This window comes from Flavipsychrobacter stenotrophus, from assembly GCF_002954265.1.
GTDB classification, from domain to species: domain Bacteria; phylum Bacteroidota; class Bacteroidia; order Chitinophagales; family Chitinophagaceae; genus Flavipsychrobacter; species Flavipsychrobacter stenotrophus.
Genome location: NZ_PPSL01000006.1, coordinates 146,426 through 163,668, shown reverse-complemented (window position 1 = coordinate 163,668; position 17,243 = coordinate 146,426). Strand labels below are relative to the sequence as shown.

The window sequence follows — 17,243 nt, the reverse complement described above, 5'->3', positions numbered from 1 at the left end:
TTTTTTCTATAACAAACAAATTTACTGAAATGAAAACTCTAAAATTTAAAACTAACATTAATTGCGGTGGCTGTATCAAGGCTGTAACACCGCATCTTGAGAAGATACAGGAGATTAATAGCTGGAACGTAGATACGAGCAATCCTGACAAAATACTGACGGTGATTACAGACACGATATCTGTCGAAAAAGTAAAGCAGGCGGTACAATTTGCTGGGTTTAAAATAGCAGCACTTATTGAAGTGTAATTTTGCAAATAATATTTTTAATACTGTAACAAATTAGACCGTGAAAGAATCAACCTTTGTTTAGTGAAAATTCTTTCACTAATAAATTATTACCATGACTGATTTCAAGAATTGTATCGCTGCTTGCCTCGCTTGCCTCATCGCTTGTGAAAAATGCATTACTGACTGCATTAAAGTAAATAATCAGGACTGTATTGTCATTTGCCGTGATTGCTCCGACATCTGCGCACTGTGTGCAAGATTTGATGCGAGAGGTTCTAAATACGGAAGCGATTTACATGCTTTATGTGCGAAAATATGCAAAGCGTGCGCTGAAGAGTGTGCAAAACATGCAGCACATCACGAAAGTTGTAAGGAGTGTGCCGATGCCTGTAAAAAATGCGCTGAATTATGCGCTGAGTTAGCAAAAGCATAAAATAACTTTAACGGCAAAAGGAAATTATTTTCCTTTTGCCATTATATTAAATTGTATTGCTTATATAGCTATGTTGTTTTAATTAGATTTCATTTAAAATAAAACAAATTTAATAAATCAACGGATGATTTGGACTGAGATTGGAATTTGGAAAAGGTGTTTAATATCCACATTTATTTGTCTTATAGGATGTTCAATAGGAGTGATGGGAGTGATGTTTTACCTTGTCAATTACCCATGGCTAGTTGTTTTATTACTTTCGTTCATCTGCGGTTTGATTACTTGCCTTTTATTTATGATTGGATGGGATATGCTGTTCAACAAAATGAATTTTATTGCGTCTTTTCGAATGAGTTACAAAATGAGTATTATCTCATTGTCCATAATGATATTATCTGAAAATGCTGCAATGCGGTTGATCGCTCCAATATCTTCAACGGATCAAATGCACATGCATTCAAACCATAATCTGCAAATCATGGCAATTGCAATGGTAATTGGATTTCTACTTTCCTTACCTTATAATTATTATATTTTACAAAAGAATGATCAAGTTTGTCATTGATCACATTGTTAGCGGCCCAGTTCTTTTAAGCGTAAATTGAAGGTTGTGTTTTTTAACTAAATAAAAAGTGCCGGTTTAGCCTATTGACACGTTAATCTTAAAATTTTATAAACTTCTATTGTAATTCTATAAGAAAAAAGCGTAGTTAAACTATATTTTTGCGAATATGCTTTTTAGAATACGATACCAATCCTAATGTAAATAGCACTTTTTCTCCATGTAACATGAGGAAGAGTAAATGCGATACACAGTATAAATTGAATTTACTTATCAACACTCTGAAATTCATATTTTATTAATAATGAAACGCCTTTTATCAATAATACTAGCAGTCTCTTACCTATGTCTTAGCATAGGAGTTACTGTGCATACGCATTATTGCATGGGTGAATTAGTTGGGGTGAGTTTTATAGAGCAAGACGAAGATCATCATTGTTCTCATTGTGGAATGGATAAGAAGTCATCTAAAAATGGATGTTGCAAAGATGAACATAAAATAATTAAGAGTACTACCGATCAGGTCATTTTTAAGAATGTAGGTGCAAAATTGCAATTTAGCGAGTATATACTTCCCATAAGACAGACTTTACTCCATTCAAGCATAAGAATTAGCAATTATAACCCACATAGAGTTTCGCAAGCTCACGCTCCCCCTTTAATCGTTTCTGATTGTCCCATCTACATATTGACAGGTAATTTCCGTGTCTGATACCATATTGTTATTGCAATAACGAGTGCATTTGGCCTAGTGGCTGTATGCTATTTTGTTATTGCTTTCTATTTCACGACATTTTGATTTCAACAATGGCCGGGTAATTACTAACAATATTAAAAATCAGATAAAAAATGAACAAGCAAATTGTCACATTAGCAATTATAACCTCAATATTCTTTGCAGCATGTTCGGGTGATGTACCTAAACAAGATAAAGCCGCCACCCCAAAACCAAGTGATACTGCTATGCAGGAAGCCCTTGCGGATGCTACTATTATTCAGCCGTTAGTAGCAAGTGTTGACCCGAAATTATCAGCCCAGGTACAAAGTATTTACAATGCTTATCTACAGATAAAAACAGCACTTATATCGGGCAAAAGTAAAGAAGCTGCATCAAGTGCCACAGCCACTAATAATCTAACAAAAGAGTTTGATGTTACAGGTATACCTTTAGATCAAATAAAAGCCTACCAAATGCATTCTGCTGCCATACTGGAAACGTCAGCAAATATCGCAGGTACGCAGGATATAAAGGTGCAGCGTGATTATTTCTCTGTATTATCTCAGCACATATTTGAACTCATGAAAAATTACGGTGCTGATAAAACCATTTATCAGGAGCATTGCCCAATGGCTTTTGATGGCAAAGGGGCATTTTGGTTAAGTGATGAGGTGAATATAAGAAACCCATATTTTGGCGATGAAATGCTGGAGTGTGGTGAGGTTACTAATGTTATTAAGAAATAATTTATCCCTAACTATTAAAAACTTACCATGAAGAATATTTTATTGGTATTGGCATTGATGCTATCTATACCATCGTTCGCACAAATTAAATCTGCAGAACTTACTGCAAGTGGCCTGACATGCAGTATGTGTAGCAAGGCCATTTATAAGTCGCTTCAAAAAATCTCCGTCATTCGAGATATAAAAGTGGACATAAAAAAATCAAGCTATTTAATCACGTTTAGAGATGAAGCGGAAGTATCTCTCGATGTAATAAAAAAGGCTGTAGAGGATGCCGGATTCTCTGTCGCTTCGCTAAAAGTAACAGCAAACTTTGATAAGGTAGAGGTAGGACAAAATGCACAAGTAAATCTTCAGGGAAATTACTACCGATTTATAAATGTCTCTAAACAAACACTACAGGGAGTGAAAACTTTTGAAGTAGTAGATAAAAATTATCTGCCTGTTAAAGAATATAGGAGGTACGAAAAATCTGTAGTTGCAGAATCTGGTGGAAAGCGAATATACAATGTTACCCTTTCTAAAATATAAGAAGATGAAAAACAGTATGAAAACACTTTTGGGTATTTTCATTGCCCTTCTAGCCGCTAAGAATGTGAACGCTCAGGAACTATTTATTTATACTGAGCCTGCAAGCAATATGCCTGCAAAATCAGTTGGCATAAGATTAAGTAACTGGTTGATGGAAGAAAAGGTAAACAGAGATGTAAACTATCATTTCTTACCCGAGATCATGTGGGGAGTAAATAAGAACCTCATGCTCCATGTAGAAGGATTTTTAAGTAACCGAAGCAAAAAAATATCACCTGAAGGAGTTGCAGGATATGCTAAGTATCGCTTTTTCAGCAATGACAAGGTCTATCAGCATTTTCGCATGGCAGCATTTGCCCGCTTCTCCATTAATAACAGTGTAATACATGAAGAGGAGATTGAAACTAACGGGCATAACTCTGGATATGAGACGGGCATAATTGCTACACAATTGCTCCATAAACAAGCAATATCGGCAACAGTAAGTTATGAAAAGGCGTATGGCAATGCAGGCGGCAATGAGTTCCCTCGTTATCAGGATAGCAGGGCGATAAATTATACACTTTCTACTGGTCGCTTAGTCCTACCTAAAAATTATACCAGCTATAAGCAGACAAACTTAAATATAATGGCCGAACTACTCGGGCAAAGTCTACCGGAAAAAGGCAAATCATTTATGGATGTAACCGCATCTCTGCAATTGATTTTCAATAGCCAGACACGCGTTGATATCGGTTACAAGAAAGAGTTATACAGCAATATGTTACGTACTGCGCCGGACGGTTTTTTATTACGAGTAGAACATTTGTTGTTTAATGCTATTAAGTAACTCCACTTTAAAATCTAATCTAAACGAAAATGAAAAAAATAATCACAGTCTTTTCAATAATTATCATAGCGAATACAAGCTGCAATACAGGCAATACTGAAGAAAATGCCGGAGATAAGCAGCGAGTAGACACGACTGCTCCTCCTCCTTCTAACCATACGGCAACGACAGCCAAAGCATCCATAAAAGGCATTACCGATGGTTACCTGCATTTGAAAAATGCATTGGCAACTGACAACAGTAAAGATGCCGCAACTGCTGGAAAGGAAATATTAACGGCGATGTACAATATAGATACCGTAGTAATGGATGCGGCACAACGAAAGACGTATATGGCAATATCTGATGATCTTAAAGAGAATGCCGAACATATTGGTGCTAATTCTGGCAAGATTGAACATCAGCGGGAGCATTTTGGTATGCTGAGTACAGATTTATATGACCTCATTAAAACATTTGGTACTGATAAACCATTATTCAAAGACTATTGCCCAATGGCCTTTGATAAGAAGGGAGCTATATGGATAAGCGAGGTAAAAGAGATAAAGAATCCATATTTCGGAAGCGAAATGTCAAAGTGCGGTGAAATTAAAGAGGAATTAAAGTAGATCGTAAATGAGTTTCACTACAAAAATCTGGATAGGAATGATATTGATTTTCCTGTGTATTCAGGTAATACAGCCTACCCATAACAGTAGTGAAGGGGCATTATCAACCGACATCAGCGAGGTCGTTATTGTTCCTAAGAATGTTCATGATATACTTAAAGTATCATGCTACGACTGTCACAGCAACAAAACTGAATATACTTGGTATTCGTGGGTGCAGCCGGGTGCAAGCTTTAGGAGTTATCACATTACTAAAGGAAAAAATAACCTCAATTTTAGCGAGTTTGGTTCATATTCCAAGAGAAAACAAGCGCATAAACTTCAATCTATTATTGAACAAGTAAAGAATGAGTTAATGCCCATAGCAACCTATACAGCTTTTCACAAGAAAGCTAAATTATCTGTAGCGGATAAAGACCTGATAACAGTTGGGCGAATAGCCGCAATATTAAAAACTACTAATAGCCATGAAAACTAAATTTTTAACGATAATTCTTCTGCTTACAACAATAACAATAGGGTATGCCCAAACGGATATGAAAGACATGAAAATACCTCCAAAGGAAACCAATGAGGTGATTTTTACATGCGTAATGCATCCTGAAATAAGGAGTGCTACGCCAGGGAAGTGTCCTAAGTGTGGTATGCAGTTAGTAAAGAAAGTAATTAAACGCAAAGATGCTCCTAAGCAGACTCCGGTTAAAAATAGGCCCATTGAAAAGACAAGTGAAGAAAAGAAAATGGAGCAAAGGAAACCCGATGATCATAGCAGCATGTATGGGATGCCTATGCGTGATGTTACCAATAAAGAAGAAAAGGCTGTGACTGCCGAGACAAAATTGAAAACTATTAAAGCAGGTAAACCGAAGAAAGTGCATTATGATTTATATGTTACCGATACAGTAGTGAATTATACTGGACGACACAGAAAAGCAATAGCTATAAACGGAACAATCCCAGCACCAACTCTATATTTTACTCAGGGCGATACGGCAGAAATCAGTGTACACAATACATTAAAGCACGAAACTTCTATCCACTGGCACGGCGTTATTCTTCCCAATACAGAGGATGGGGTATCATATTTAACTACTGCGCCTATTAAACCGGGGCGAAGCAGAACTTTCCGTTTTCCGATAGTGCAGAATGGCACTTATTGGTATCACTCGCATACCAAAGTGCAGGAGCAAAGTGGTATGTATGGCGCACTTGTATTTTATAAAAAAGAAGAGCCGGATATCAAGCAACAGGCTATAGTGTTAAGTGATTGGGCTGATATGAAACCACACGAAATTGATCGTAGCCTGCATAATCAGACAGATTGGTTCAGTATCAGAAAGAATACGGTTCAAAGCTATACAGAAGCGATAAGGAAAGGACATTTTAAAACAAAAGTAGAGAATGAATGGAAGCGTATGTTAGCTATGGATGTGAGTGATGTAGCCTATGATAGATTTCTCATAAATGGTGACACATCACTTCATATGCCTCAATATAAAAAAGGAGACAAGGTAAAGTTGCGTATAGTAAATGGCAGTTCATCTACTTATTTCTGGTTGAAATATGCCGGGGGCAAAATTACAGTAGTTGCAAACGATGGTGAAGATGTTGTGCCAGTAGAAGTGGATAGGCTGATTATTGCAGTTGCGGAAACCTACGATGTGATTATTACTATCCCCGAAGACATGAATTACGAGTTTTTAGTAACACCTGAAGATCGAACCAAACATTCTTCAATATGGCTTGGGGATGGAATGCTTATGCCTGCTGAAAGATTACCAAAGCTGAAATATTTTGAAGGGATGAAGATGATGAATGGCATGATGAAGATGAATGGCGATATGTCAGGCATGGAAGGCATGGCTATGACTAATCAGACAATGGACATGAACACAGTAATGTATCAGGAAATTACCGGAAAAGAGGGTAATTCAAATTCAGGTGATTCATCTGCCAGCATGGGTAAAAGCAATATGGACGATCAAAAGAAAATGAGTAGTCATGATATGCAGGGCATGGATATGGACAATGCTGGTTCTGATATTGTTACGCTTAATTACTCAATGCTGAAAGCACCTAAAAAAACCACTTTACCTAATTGGCCTGAACGAACATTCTATTTTAACCTCACTGGAAACATGAATAGATATGTGTGGACAATTGATAACAAGACTGTTTCTGAAGCGAAAAACATATACATCAAAAAAGGGGAAAATATCCGAATAGTGATGTTTAATAACACAATGATGCGCCATCCAATGCACCTGCACGGTCATTTCTTTCGTGTACTGAATGGGACGGGTGATTATGCTCCATTGAAAAACGTGATAGACATTATGCCCATGGAAACGGATACTCTCGAGTTTGCTGCTACTGAAAGTGGTAACTGGTTCTTTCACTGCCATATCCTATACCATATGATGAGTGGAATGGGCAGAGTATTCAGCTATGAGAATAGCCCGCTAAATCCTGAGTTACCTAATAAAAGATACGCTCAAAGAAAGCTATTTAGGGATGATCGAATGTTCCATTTGATGGCTGAAATTGGATTGGAAAGTAATGGTAGTGATGGAGTAGCTATGCTTGCCAATACCCGTTGGAAATTAGAAACGATGTGGCATCTAGGATCTCAACCGCATCATGGCTATGAAAGCGAAACAAATATTGGAAGATACCTGGGGAGGATGCAATGGTGGTTTGTATATGCCGGGTTTGATTACCATTATAAAATGAAGGACGCTATCCGTCATGGTGAAGCATATAATCTCTTCGGTCAGCAAAGCAATAAGAACAATCGAAGCACGGCTGTCGCAGGCATCCAATATACTTTGCCAATGCTGATAATTGCAGATGCGAGGATAGATGCTGATGGAAAAGCGAGGTTTCAATTGAGCAGGGAGGATATTCCAATTAGTAAAAGACTACGTTTCAAGTTTATGGCTAATACAGACAGGGAGTACATGGCAGGTTTCAAGTATGTCGTAACTAAGTATTTTTCGGTTTCTACCCATTATGACAGTGACATGGGAATAGGCGGGGGCTTAACTATTACATACTAACCAGCAGGGTAAAGGGCATTTTTTAGCAGAACAGGAATTACAAGTAATATGGAGTTAAGAACAATACACATAAAGCAAATGTGCTGCCAGCGATGTATAGAAGCTGTGGAAGGTACATTAAGCAATTTAGGGTTGGATGTTAAAAACGTTCAGTTAGGCATTGCTGTATTTGTTCAATCAGAAAAAGTATCTGACGAATTAATAAGTAGTGCAATAGTCAAACGTGGTTTCGAGATAATAAAATCTGAGGATGAGCGATTAACCGGGGAAATTAAAATCAGCATAATGGGATTGATACATCATGCTTCTGAAACCGAAAATGATAATAAAAATATTCGTGCATACTTGGAAAAAGTAACGCTAAAGCCGTTCCGTGTACTTAATAAAGTCTTTGTTAATACTACTCAAATCACTATACAGAAGTACACGATATTGCAACGCATTGAAAAGGTAAAAGCATTGATTAGCGAGAGTAAATTCAATTTTTCAGAGATCGCATTTTTGACTGGTTACAAAACCCCGCAGCATTTATCTGCTCAGTTTAAAAAATATGAAGGAATAAGTATGCTAGACTATAAAGCGAGTGAGATAAAGAATCGGAACCCTATTGATAAGATATAGCCGATGTTATTTCGATAACAGTTGTAAGAAATAGTTCAAATTAGATAAATCAAACCGATGTTCAGTAATTAATTTTACAAGACTAAATTAAATACTTATGAGATCATTAATTGTTGCCTTATTTGCCCTGCTTATTGTAGTTGGGTGTAAAAAAAATGACAGTGGTACTCAAACTACCACACCGATTGTCGCATTAAGTATAGCTGATTCAAATACTGCGGTTGCTATGAGGGCTGAATACGGAAGCATGGAAGCAATGCTGGACAGTATGCTCGCAACACCTCACCATACACATCAGTTGCATTGGGACAGCTTATATCACCATCATGATTCGCTCTACTGGCATTATCATCACGAATATCATCACGAGATTAGTACACATGACGACCATCATCACACTTGGGTACATTATGATTCTACGGTCGATCATTCTGCTCACCATCATCACACATATCCTGATGCAGGCCATGAACATGATTCACTAGTAATCGTGACATCTTACCATACTCATGATAATACAGATCACCACTTTCATGGTCATGACCTGCATGAGCATCATGTATTAGATTCAATACATCATGTTCACGAATTACATCACCCTTAATCATAGTTTAAATTATAAATGAAAAGTTCAATTCTTCTTATTTCAAATTCCTATGTTAACGGAAGCGGCTATCTTGCTCACTATGTGGAACCAATTAAGCAACATCTAAAAGGCATTCCATTGTTGCTATTTGTTCCATATGCCGCTGACAAAAGTGAATGGGATGCCGATACTCAAAAAGCCAGGGTGTTCTTCAATAGTTTTGGTATAGCTGTGTTGGGAGTTCATCAAATACCTGAGGAAAGGCTTCTTACAGAATTAAAAGCAACCAAGGCTATTTTTATAGATGGCGGAAACACATTTCGGCTACTTAAAGAATTGCAACTCAGAAATTTGTTGCCTGCAATTCGGGTTTCCATCCTTTCAGGTGAGATGCAATACATTGGTTCCGGTGCTGGAACAGATGTTGCATGTAAAACAGTTTTTACGCCGAACGACTTGAATATATTTTATCCTAACAATGGATTTGAGGGTATGAACCTCTTCCCTTATCATATTGATTTAGGGTTAGCTTCCATGCAAAATGAAGACAAATCGAATATAAGCATCTCGGATTTTCATCAAGTACATGAAGAACCGGTTGTTGGGCTATTTGAGGGTGCCTACTTAAATCTGGACAATGATTTTGTTCATACTGGTAAAGTATATTTGGGAGGTAAGGCAGGAACAAAACTTTTCTTCAAAGGGAAAGAACCGATAGAAGCTCCACACGATAGCAGTTTCGTACTTAATATGGAGGGGGTTATGCAATTTTAATTTTCAGTTAATAATGTAGAATGCGATCTGTATTTTAAGTAATTTGAGATAAGAATTAAGTCAAAACAGGTAAGCACTCTTACGTTAAGAATGCTATGTTTGTAGAATAACATTCGTTAAAATAAATCAAAATATATGAAGCAAATTTTTACTTCTCTAATTCTTGTCGCAGGTTCTCTGCAATCTTTCGCACAAGTTACGTGGTCAACACCCGTCACTGTCAGTACAGGTGGTACATTGGGCAACTTGCACCCCCGTGTAACACTCAACCGGAGCGGCAACCCAATGGTACTTTGGGGTAAGACGGATACCAAAGCATATTTCTCCCGCTGGAATGGAACAGCCTTTACTACCCCTGTTGCCGTTGGCAATATGGGAATAAATGTATTTGCGCAGTCATGGGCAGGTCCGGATATTGCATCTTACGGTGACACCGTGTACGTTACTATGAAGCGTTCTCCAGAAACGATGAATATGAACCACATGTATATGGCTCATTCGTATGATGGCGGCGTTACATTCTCAGACACAGTGAGGATTGACAATATCGATACAAGCATGTCCCGATTCCCTATAGTAACTACGACATCCACTGGTAATCCGCTGGTTGCCTTTATGAAATTTAATACAACGTTCGGAGACGCTAAATATGTCGTTTCCCGCTCGACCAGTTATGGTATGTCTTTTTCAGCCGATGCGCTTGCAAGTGGCACTGCTGGGGATGTTTGTGATTGTTGCCCCGCTTCAATAATATCTTCAGGAAGCAAGGCTATCATGCTTTTCCGTAACAATTTGAGCAACATCAGGGATATATGGGCTGGTATGTCATCTGATGGTGGTGCAACCTTTCCAATGAATATTCCTGTTGATACGACCAATTGGATGATTATGTCCTGCCCGTCAAGCGGCCCTGATGGATTTATAATAGGCGATAGCATTTATACCGTTTTCATGAGTACTTCTACAGGTACGGCGTTAGTACACCTGAGCCGTGCTTCCATAAGTGGCATGACAGCGAAGCATAGCCCCATTACTGGCATGTTCACCGGCTTATCTTCCCAAAACTACCCTCGCATAGCTAATGCAGGAAATGCTGCTACAGCTGTATGGAAACAAAACACTTCATCAGGCAACTCTATTGTATATTCATTTACAAACAATATTACGTCCGGCTTACCTGCATATACAGTTGTTCCAACCGCTACAGGTAGCGGAATGATGAATGCCGATGTCGCCATGACACCGGGAGCAATACATATTGTTTGGGAAGACGATAATTCAGGTAAAGTGATGTATGTAAAGGGTACTTACACTGTACCTTCTTCTATTGAAAATGTTGCAGGTAAAGAAAGAATTGAAATTTATCCTAACCCTGCAAATGAAGAGTTTACTGTTTCCCTAAATAAAGTAAGTAGTATAAGCTACTGCTCTCTTATAGATAACTCAGGCAGGAACATTGAGCTGAAACCAGTTGTTGCTAACGGCAAAGCTACCTTCTCGTTATCTGGTGTTGCAAAAGGCGGTTATTACTTTGTAATGCAGGACGAGGCAGGCAAAAGCTACTATAGTAAAGTAATTGTTCAATAAATTATGTTCTTTAAATAAAAAGGTTGTTTATGAAAAAGGCTTTAGTGGTATTTCTTCTTGTGGTGTTTCAGACAAACTTTTCATATTGCCAGTTAGTTGATGGTTCTACTGCACCTGACTTTACGTTTACTGATCTTAATGGGAATACTCAATCGCTATATGCTTACCTGAACGCAGGTAAGTATGTAGCGATTGACATTTCAGCTACATGGTGCCACCCTTGTTGGTTGTATCATGAAACAGGGTCATTCGATAGCTTATATACACAACACGATGTTCCAGGTGATAATACATGGAAAGTACTGTTTCTTGAAGGCGATGGTGCTACGACATTAGCTGATCTTCAGGGTACAGGAACAAGCACGCAGGGCGATTGGATAACAGGTAGCCAGTATCCAATAATGAACCCAACAGGTGTTGCTTTAAACGATTTCCTTAGCAATTATAACAATACTTTTTTCCCGACCTTATACTTTATCTGTCCGAATAAGAAGGTTTATCAAGATACGCTGAACAAATATCCACGAGGTTCTGTAAGCACTTGGGAATATGTTGCTTCTAATTTGTGTGGTCCGGTAGGTCTTGATAATTTAAAAGACACCAACCCATTGACCATATTTCCTAACCCTGCTAATGGCCAAACAGTTTTATATTTTTCGCTCAATTCTTCCGCAGAAGTTACATTGTCTGTTAGTAATTTAGTCGGTCAAACAATTCAAACAACAAATTTTGGAAAGCTAAGCGCCGGAGATCAATCATTGAGATGTGATTTATCTAATTTAAGTGCGGGGATTTATATGTTTACTATTTCCGATAGTAACAATCTTTTTGTTAGAAAGAAATTTGTAGTACAATAGAATGGCATTATTGCCGATCTATTATTTTTATCTTGTTTTCATGGTGATAGGGTTTATAGGGGCTGGTCTGTTCTCAGACTAAAACAAGGATGAAAAAATCTACTGTTTGCGAGGGTAGAATTTCTCGAATTATTGTAATCAATGACATAATTACTCAAAAGTGATACTTTTCGTATTCGGCAAGTTTATCAATAATCCTGCACTCAATCAATTTCAAAATACTGTTTGTTGACATAATAATCCGATACCTAATTACCAATGGTATTATTATCGTGGAGATACTATTTAACCGACCATTCACTGACATATCCAGTATGTCCTCTTAGGTGGTCAATAATAAACAGGTAGAGAACATCCGCTGAAAACATTAACTTTGTCTATACAGCCGCGGCATAGGGATTATTTCTGTATTTTTAAAACCTTGTAGGCATAAAATAATAGTAAGTCAATCATAGGGCAATCAAGTTTAGAATTGACTGAAGACACCGGGAATCCAATTATTAGCTATACATATTTTCAAGGGAGTGCAGTAATTGTTATGCAGAAAACTTATCAATAGGAATACGCACCACACTAAACTGGTAAAATATCATGCTGGTTTCTATGTTCTAGTAGAACATATGGTTGAACAAATGAGCAAAGGCTATTTTCACGAGTGAAGCATTCGTTGCAAAATAAATTTCTCCAAATTTTTACTTTTATATTTGAGTGACACCAATCCTACCATGCATCACTGCCCCCGGTGCTTTCTAAATCCGGTGTACCCCCCACCTTCTGAATTTCTGTATTTTATATGTAGTGAAAACACCGCATCCAGTGTTTACATTATTTCCATTAGGATTTTACGAACTCCCACTTTAAACCCGCTTCTTTCTTTCCCATAATAGTACATCAACTCCATTTCTAAACCTTGCTTCCTTTCTTACTTCCGCCTTTGGCAGAAGTGTCCTGTTGACAAGACCTTCACCTCAAGTTCCACTTAATCCCGCTGCCTTTCTTTCTTGGAGCACAAGTGTTTGACCTCGGCTACACCGGGTACTTAATGCTGCTGCCCATCTCCTCCAGGCATAAGAAAAGGAGGTTTCATTTCATTTCAAATTACATTGTATGGTACAGGTAATTGGTTACAACATCCGCAAAAACAAAAGCGGAGAGGAGTTTATTGCCCTTGATCTTATGGGGTCATTAGAAATTGTTCAATCCCAGAACACTGGGAACATGTATGCCACTGTACGCAAGTGCAGCATACCTTCTACGTTTGATGCAGAAATAGCCAAAATGATGATTGGTTCAAAGATCGAAGGAGAAATAGTACGTGTGCCTTGTGACCCTTACGATTACACAGTAAAACGTACCGGGGAAGCTATATCACTTGCCTATACCTACTCGTATCAGCCGGCTGGCTCTAAAGAACTTATTGGACATGGAGCTTTCGAGATTGAAGAACCTAAAGCGCAGGAGAAACCTGCTGATGGAGTTAAGGCTGCTTCACAACGAAAGAGAAATGAAATAGCAAAGACCAAATAGACGCTATCTACTGTGAACCGGAGGGAGGTGGGGTTAATTTCCCTACTTCCCTTTTGAATTTGTTAGAAGTCATTTTTAATCAATAAAAACAACAGCCATGCAGTTACAAACAGCAAGCCGAAAGAAAGCCAAAATCAAGATGGCACTTCAAGGCCCGTCTGGCAGCGGGAAAACAAAATCAGCCTTACTAATAGCTTATGGCCTTTGCGGGTCATGGGAGAAGATTGGGGTGATAGACACAGAGAATAGGTCGGCAGACTTGTATGCTGATCTTGGCCCTTACAACGTGTTGCCTTTAATTCCTCCTTTTACGCCGGAGCGCTACATCGAGGCTATTGGTGTATGCATCGCAGCCGGCATACAGGTTATAATCGTCGATAGTGTTTCACATGAGTGGGAAGGCACTGGCGGCATATTGGAGGCTCATTCAGGTATGCTGGGCAACTCCTTCACTAACTGGGCAAAGCTTACTCCCAGGCATAATGCATTTGTCCAGACATTACTACAGGCAGACGTTCATATCATCAGTAATATCCGCACCAAGCAGGAATACGTGTTGTCTGAAAAGAATGGCAAGCAGGTGCCGGAAAAAGTGGGTATGAAAGGTATTACCCGGGAAGGTATGGACTATGAATTTACGGTAGTGCTGGATTTGGACATGGCATTGAAAGCAAAGTCATCTAAAGACAGGACACAGTTATTCTTTGGCAAGCCTGAATTTATACCTACTGTTGATACTGGTGCAATCATCCTGAAGTGGTGCAACGATGGTATCGGCAGTTATCCTACCATAACCAAAGAGGACGTGCTTCAGGCCATTGCTTCTTGCCAGACAAATGAAGACCTGCTGACCCTATACAATACCTATCCGGCATATCAGCAAACGATGACTGCTGAATTTTCAAAGCGCCGCATGGAAATAGAAACAATAAACAACATTTCAAACAATCAAAAAGCTATTCAAAATGGAGCAGTTAACAGCTAGCGAAGAAGTCAAATCAGTCGGAGAGTCATTGCCTGCAGTAATCGATCAAATTGAAATTGTATCAGATGGAAAGGCTTTTATTGAAGCCAATACCATCGGCAGCACATTGACCGAGGTGAAGCACGGCCATATCATACCGGTTTGGGTCAAGGATAATGAGCCTGTGATATCACATGCGGAGTTTATAGAAACAGCCTTGGGCGTGACCATGGACGTATTTCGGGGAGAGGGCATTTTAAAGCCCAATGTGAGGTTGTCACATGAAATCAAGGGTAGAGTTCCGGAAGCCAAGAATAAGCCGGCCAATATGCTGTTAGAACACGAAAAGACTATCTACTTTGAACGAATGATGTTCGTTATTGAAATGCCAACGATCTACACTGACATTAATGGTAACCGGTTAAATCTTACTGTCGGTGGCGTTAAGGCATACAACCTGGACAATCTTTACAATAAGTCTGGACAAGACCAGCATTTCAAAATCTTTGTCGGCTTCAAAAATACTGTTTGCTGTAATCTGTGTGTAGTTACCGATGGATACCAAGCCAACTTGAAGGTGAAGAATGTGGACATGCTAAGAAATGAAATAAGGATGATGCTTCAGGATTTCGATGCAGTAAACATTGCAGGCCAGTTGAAGGAGTTGAATAACTATGAGCTTTCGGAACGTCAATTTGCTAACCTCTTAGGTCGCTGTAGGATGTACCGCCACATGCCTGAAATTTTAAGGCAGGACATACCCGATATGAGTTTCGGTGACGCGCAGATAAATTCAGTTTGTAAAGACTACTATTCGGACAATAGCTTTTGCAGTAATCCTGACGGCAGTATTAATCTGTGGAAACTCTACAATTTGTTTACCGGAGCTAACAAAAGCAGCTATATAGACACTTTTCTGGACCGGGGATTGAACGCTTTCCAACTTGCAAGCACCTTGAGGACAGCTCTGAAGCAAAAAGGTACCTGCTGGTACCTGAATTAATAACCCATAAAATTAGCCAGTAATTTCTACCGGCATTCATACTCATGGCCAGTAGCAAGTATTCAGTTCAGTATTGTGATAAGAGCAGCATCCTGATAATTAATAGCAAAGGACTGATAAGACACCTGCACACTCCCTTTAAAGTGCAATGCACTCAGGCCGTTGGCAGATTTAAAACAGGCTCTTTCGTTTATGTAGATGAAGTTTCCGCTGGTGAAAAAGATGAGCTGATCTACTTCATCGGAGAGGGCGCATACTATCACAAGAATTTTAAAATAGTTGCCAATTTCTAACATGCGAAATACCCACCTATAAGGCATGGTATGGTTAGGCATACCGGGTATAGCCGGAGTTACATGGCACCGAGAGTTTACGCTGTATTTTGTTTGCAGCTATAAGAGAATGATGTAAGTGCACATTACCTCATTTTACGCTGATTACTTTTGAGACGGTTTTTATCTCCAATCAAAAACCCCTGAAAACGTAAATCCACAATATTGTTTCATTATAATCAAACTGCCTATGTAATTTAAGCAAATCGTCCCAGCAGATAATAATAAGCGCTATTCATATGGAGTCATCCATAATTTCTCAGAATAGCGCTTATTACATTTTGAGGTCTTAACTGTATATTCGCATTCTGAGATGTTATAACTACAGTTTTTGTCCCTTATTTGTCCCCAGAAAACTATACAAACGAATGGAAGTGTTGCCAGTGGCTCAATACGGTATAATAAATTGTTCCCGTCTGGGGCACAATTCAAAAACGGAAACCCTTGATAGCAGCAGCTTTCAAGGGTTTTTCATTTCTAAGGGGATGGTTTTTTAAAATAATTTCAGCCTGTCTAGAACATGGTATGAGATTAACCGTTGTAAAGCTGGATGAACTTTTATCTGAACTCAAATAATAAATAACTATTTTAAAACAGACATAGTCCTTTTTGAAAAGTGGAGATGACTAAAACTACCTAATCTTAAAAATAAAAAATGAATATTGTGATTGCAATTTTATCGGTTGTAGCAGGACTAATTCTCTTGCTTCTAATTATCGCCCTTTTTATGAAAAAACGGTATAATACGCACCGGGAAATAACCATTCGTCTGCCTAAGCAAAAGGTTTTTGATTACCTAAAGCAAATCAGGAACCAAGACAACTTTAATAAATGGATAATGGTTGATCCTAACATGAAAAAAGAATACCGGGGAACTGACGGAACTGTTGGATTCGTTTATGCGTGGAACGGGAATAAAGAAGCAGGTGAAGGGGAGCAAGAAATCAAGGCAATTGTCGAAGGGAAGGATATTGAAATGGAACTACGTTTCGTAAGACCTTTTGCAGGTATTGCCAATGCAAAGATGACCACTGAATCATTATCAGATAATCAAACAAAAGTTATCTGGAATACCGCCAGTGAAATAAAATACCCGCTAAACATAATGTTGCCAATGATAGTAAAAATGCTGGAAAAAGATATGAATATAAGTTTGGTGACTTTGAAAAGTAATCTTGAAAACTAATTGCATTTTTAAATCGTATATCCCCATTAGTTACTTCAATTTGAAATTTGTCTTAAAGAGGCATAAATTTCGACAAAGAATTGCCGCAAT

20 protein-coding genes are annotated in these 17,243 nt (G+C 38.4%); all 20 read left to right on the top strand.

The annotated features are described in order from the left end of the window. Positions 1-29: 29 nt before the first annotated feature. Entirely contained in the window at positions 30-248 is a 219-nt protein-coding gene (locus CJD36_RS19165; RefSeq protein WP_105040818.1) for a heavy-metal-associated domain-containing protein, read from the top strand. Between the two features lie 94 nt (positions 249-342). Beyond that, a complete protein-coding gene (locus CJD36_RS24040) occupies positions 343-663 on the top strand; it encodes a four-helix bundle copper-binding protein (protein WP_105040817.1) in 321 nt (106 codons plus the stop codon). Positions 664-787: 124 nt separating this feature from the next. After that, on the top strand, positions 788-1,228 hold the full coding sequence (locus CJD36_RS24035) for a DUF4396 domain-containing protein (RefSeq protein ID WP_105040816.1): 441 nt from the start codon (positions 788-790) through the stop codon (positions 1,226-1,228). 301 nt (positions 1,229-1,529) lie between these two features. Further along, positions 1,530-1,937 (top strand): HYC_CC_PP family protein, encoded by a 408-nt coding sequence (locus tag CJD36_RS24090; RefSeq protein ID WP_449401677.1) that lies wholly within the window; start codon positions 1,530-1,532, stop codon positions 1,935-1,937. Between the two features lie 137 nt (positions 1,938-2,074). Continuing rightward, complete coding sequence (locus CJD36_RS19145; RefSeq protein WP_105040814.1) at positions 2,075-2,689, top strand: DUF3347 domain-containing protein; 615 nt, start codon at positions 2,075-2,077, stop codon at positions 2,687-2,689. Between the two features lie 27 nt (positions 2,690-2,716). Continuing rightward, entirely contained in the window at positions 2,717-3,220 is a 504-nt protein-coding gene (locus CJD36_RS19140; RefSeq protein WP_105040813.1) for a heavy-metal-associated domain-containing protein, read from the top strand. Positions 3,221-3,224: 4 nt separating this feature from the next. After that, positions 3,225-4,049, top strand: a complete 825-nt coding sequence (locus CJD36_RS19135; RefSeq protein ID WP_240609387.1) for a hypothetical protein — start codon at positions 3,225-3,227, stop codon at positions 4,047-4,049. A gap of 29 nt (positions 4,050-4,078) precedes the next feature. Continuing rightward, on the top strand, positions 4,079-4,657 hold the full coding sequence (locus CJD36_RS19130; RefSeq protein ID WP_105040812.1) for a DUF3347 domain-containing protein: 579 nt from the start codon (positions 4,079-4,081) through the stop codon (positions 4,655-4,657). Between the two features lie 37 nt (positions 4,658-4,694). After that, positions 4,695-5,135: a heme-binding domain-containing protein gene (locus tag CJD36_RS19125; protein ID WP_205685650.1), complete on the top strand. Its 441-nt coding sequence runs from the start codon at positions 4,695-4,697 to the stop codon at positions 5,133-5,135. Beyond that, positions 5,125-7,716 (top strand): multicopper oxidase domain-containing protein, encoded by a 2,592-nt coding sequence (locus CJD36_RS19120; RefSeq protein ID WP_105040810.1) that lies wholly within the window; start codon positions 5,125-5,127, stop codon positions 7,714-7,716. Before CJD36_RS19125 ends, CJD36_RS19120 begins: the two co-directional genes overlap by 11 nt. A gap of 48 nt (positions 7,717-7,764) precedes the next feature. Next, positions 7,765-8,337: a helix-turn-helix domain-containing protein gene (locus tag CJD36_RS19115; protein WP_105040809.1), complete on the top strand. Its 573-nt coding sequence runs from the start codon at positions 7,765-7,767 to the stop codon at positions 8,335-8,337. Between the two features lie 97 nt (positions 8,338-8,434). Next, positions 8,435-8,941, top strand: a complete 507-nt coding sequence (locus CJD36_RS23060) for a hypothetical protein (protein ID WP_133162714.1) — start codon at positions 8,435-8,437, stop codon at positions 8,939-8,941. A gap of 18 nt (positions 8,942-8,959) precedes the next feature. Continuing rightward, entirely contained in the window at positions 8,960-9,697 is a 738-nt protein-coding gene (gene pepE / locus CJD36_RS19105) for a dipeptidase PepE (RefSeq protein WP_105040807.1), read from the top strand. Positions 9,698-9,832: 135 nt separating this feature from the next. Further along, on the top strand, positions 9,833-11,284 hold the full coding sequence (locus tag CJD36_RS19100) for a T9SS type A sorting domain-containing protein (protein ID WP_105040806.1): 1,452 nt from the start codon (positions 9,833-9,835) through the stop codon (positions 11,282-11,284). Positions 11,285-11,313: 29 nt separating this feature from the next. Beyond that, positions 11,314-12,141, top strand: a complete 828-nt coding sequence (locus CJD36_RS19095; protein WP_105040805.1) for a T9SS type A sorting domain-containing protein — start codon at positions 11,314-11,316, stop codon at positions 12,139-12,141. Between the two features lie 1,107 nt (positions 12,142-13,248). Beyond that, a complete protein-coding gene (locus CJD36_RS19090; protein WP_205685649.1) occupies positions 13,249-13,668 on the top strand; it encodes a hypothetical protein in 420 nt (139 codons plus the stop codon). A gap of 97 nt (positions 13,669-13,765) precedes the next feature. Next, entirely contained in the window at positions 13,766-14,653 is an 888-nt protein-coding gene (locus CJD36_RS19085) for an AAA family ATPase (protein WP_105040804.1), read from the top strand. Beyond that, a complete protein-coding gene (locus CJD36_RS19080) occupies positions 14,634-15,635 on the top strand; it encodes a DUF3871 family protein (protein WP_105040803.1) in 1,002 nt (333 codons plus the stop codon). Before CJD36_RS19085 ends, CJD36_RS19080 begins: the two co-directional genes overlap by 20 nt. A 44-nt stretch (positions 15,636-15,679) precedes the next feature. Next, entirely contained in the window at positions 15,680-15,928 is a 249-nt protein-coding gene (locus CJD36_RS19075; protein WP_105040802.1) for a hypothetical protein, read from the top strand. Between the two features lie 694 nt (positions 15,929-16,622). Next, on the top strand, positions 16,623-17,153 hold the full coding sequence (locus CJD36_RS19070) for an SRPBCC family protein (protein WP_105040801.1): 531 nt from the start codon (positions 16,623-16,625) through the stop codon (positions 17,151-17,153). Positions 17,154-17,243: the final 90 nt, after the last annotated feature.

Coding starts and splice junctions, on each gene's coding strand:
- CJD36_RS19120 (WP_105040810.1), top strand. CDS start 5,125: ATGAAAACTAAATTTTTAACGATAATTCTTCTGCTTACAACAATAACA.
- CJD36_RS19080 (WP_105040803.1), top strand. CDS start 14,634: ATGGAGCAGTTAACAGCTAGCGAAGAAGTCAAATCAGTCGGAGAGTCA.
- CJD36_RS19070 (WP_105040801.1), top strand. CDS start 16,623: ATGAATATTGTGATTGCAATTTTATCGGTTGTAGCAGGACTAATTCTC.
- CJD36_RS19130 (WP_105040812.1), top strand. CDS start 4,079: ATGAAAAAAATAATCACAGTCTTTTCAATAATTATCATAGCGAATACA.
- CJD36_RS19115 (WP_105040809.1), top strand. CDS start 7,765: ATGGAGTTAAGAACAATACACATAAAGCAAATGTGCTGCCAGCGATGT.
- CJD36_RS19145 (WP_105040814.1), top strand. CDS start 2,075: ATGAACAAGCAAATTGTCACATTAGCAATTATAACCTCAATATTCTTT.
- CJD36_RS24040 (WP_105040817.1), top strand. CDS start 343: ATGACTGATTTCAAGAATTGTATCGCTGCTTGCCTCGCTTGCCTCATC.
- CJD36_RS19095 (WP_105040805.1), top strand. CDS start 11,314: ATGAAAAAGGCTTTAGTGGTATTTCTTCTTGTGGTGTTTCAGACAAAC.
- CJD36_RS19085 (WP_105040804.1), top strand. CDS start 13,766: ATGCAGTTACAAACAGCAAGCCGAAAGAAAGCCAAAATCAAGATGGCA.
- CJD36_RS19100 (WP_105040806.1), top strand. CDS start 9,833: ATGAAGCAAATTTTTACTTCTCTAATTCTTGTCGCAGGTTCTCTGCAA.
- CJD36_RS19165 (WP_105040818.1), top strand. CDS start 30: ATGAAAACTCTAAAATTTAAAACTAACATTAATTGCGGTGGCTGTATC.
- CJD36_RS19140 (WP_105040813.1), top strand. CDS start 2,717: ATGAAGAATATTTTATTGGTATTGGCATTGATGCTATCTATACCATCG.
- pepE (WP_105040807.1), top strand. CDS start 8,960: ATGAAAAGTTCAATTCTTCTTATTTCAAATTCCTATGTTAACGGAAGC.
- CJD36_RS24035 (WP_105040816.1), top strand. CDS start 788: ATGATTTGGACTGAGATTGGAATTTGGAAAAGGTGTTTAATATCCACA.
- CJD36_RS19075 (WP_105040802.1), top strand. CDS start 15,680: ATGGCCAGTAGCAAGTATTCAGTTCAGTATTGTGATAAGAGCAGCATC.
- CJD36_RS19135 (WP_240609387.1), top strand. CDS start 3,225: ATGAAAAACAGTATGAAAACACTTTTGGGTATTTTCATTGCCCTTCTA.
- CJD36_RS19125 (WP_205685650.1), top strand. CDS start 4,695: ATGATATTGATTTTCCTGTGTATTCAGGTAATACAGCCTACCCATAAC.
- CJD36_RS19090 (WP_205685649.1), top strand. CDS start 13,249: ATGGTACAGGTAATTGGTTACAACATCCGCAAAAACAAAAGCGGAGAG.
- CJD36_RS23060 (WP_133162714.1), top strand. CDS start 8,435: ATGAGATCATTAATTGTTGCCTTATTTGCCCTGCTTATTGTAGTTGGG.
- CJD36_RS24090 (WP_449401677.1), top strand. CDS start 1,530: ATGAAACGCCTTTTATCAATAATACTAGCAGTCTCTTACCTATGTCTT.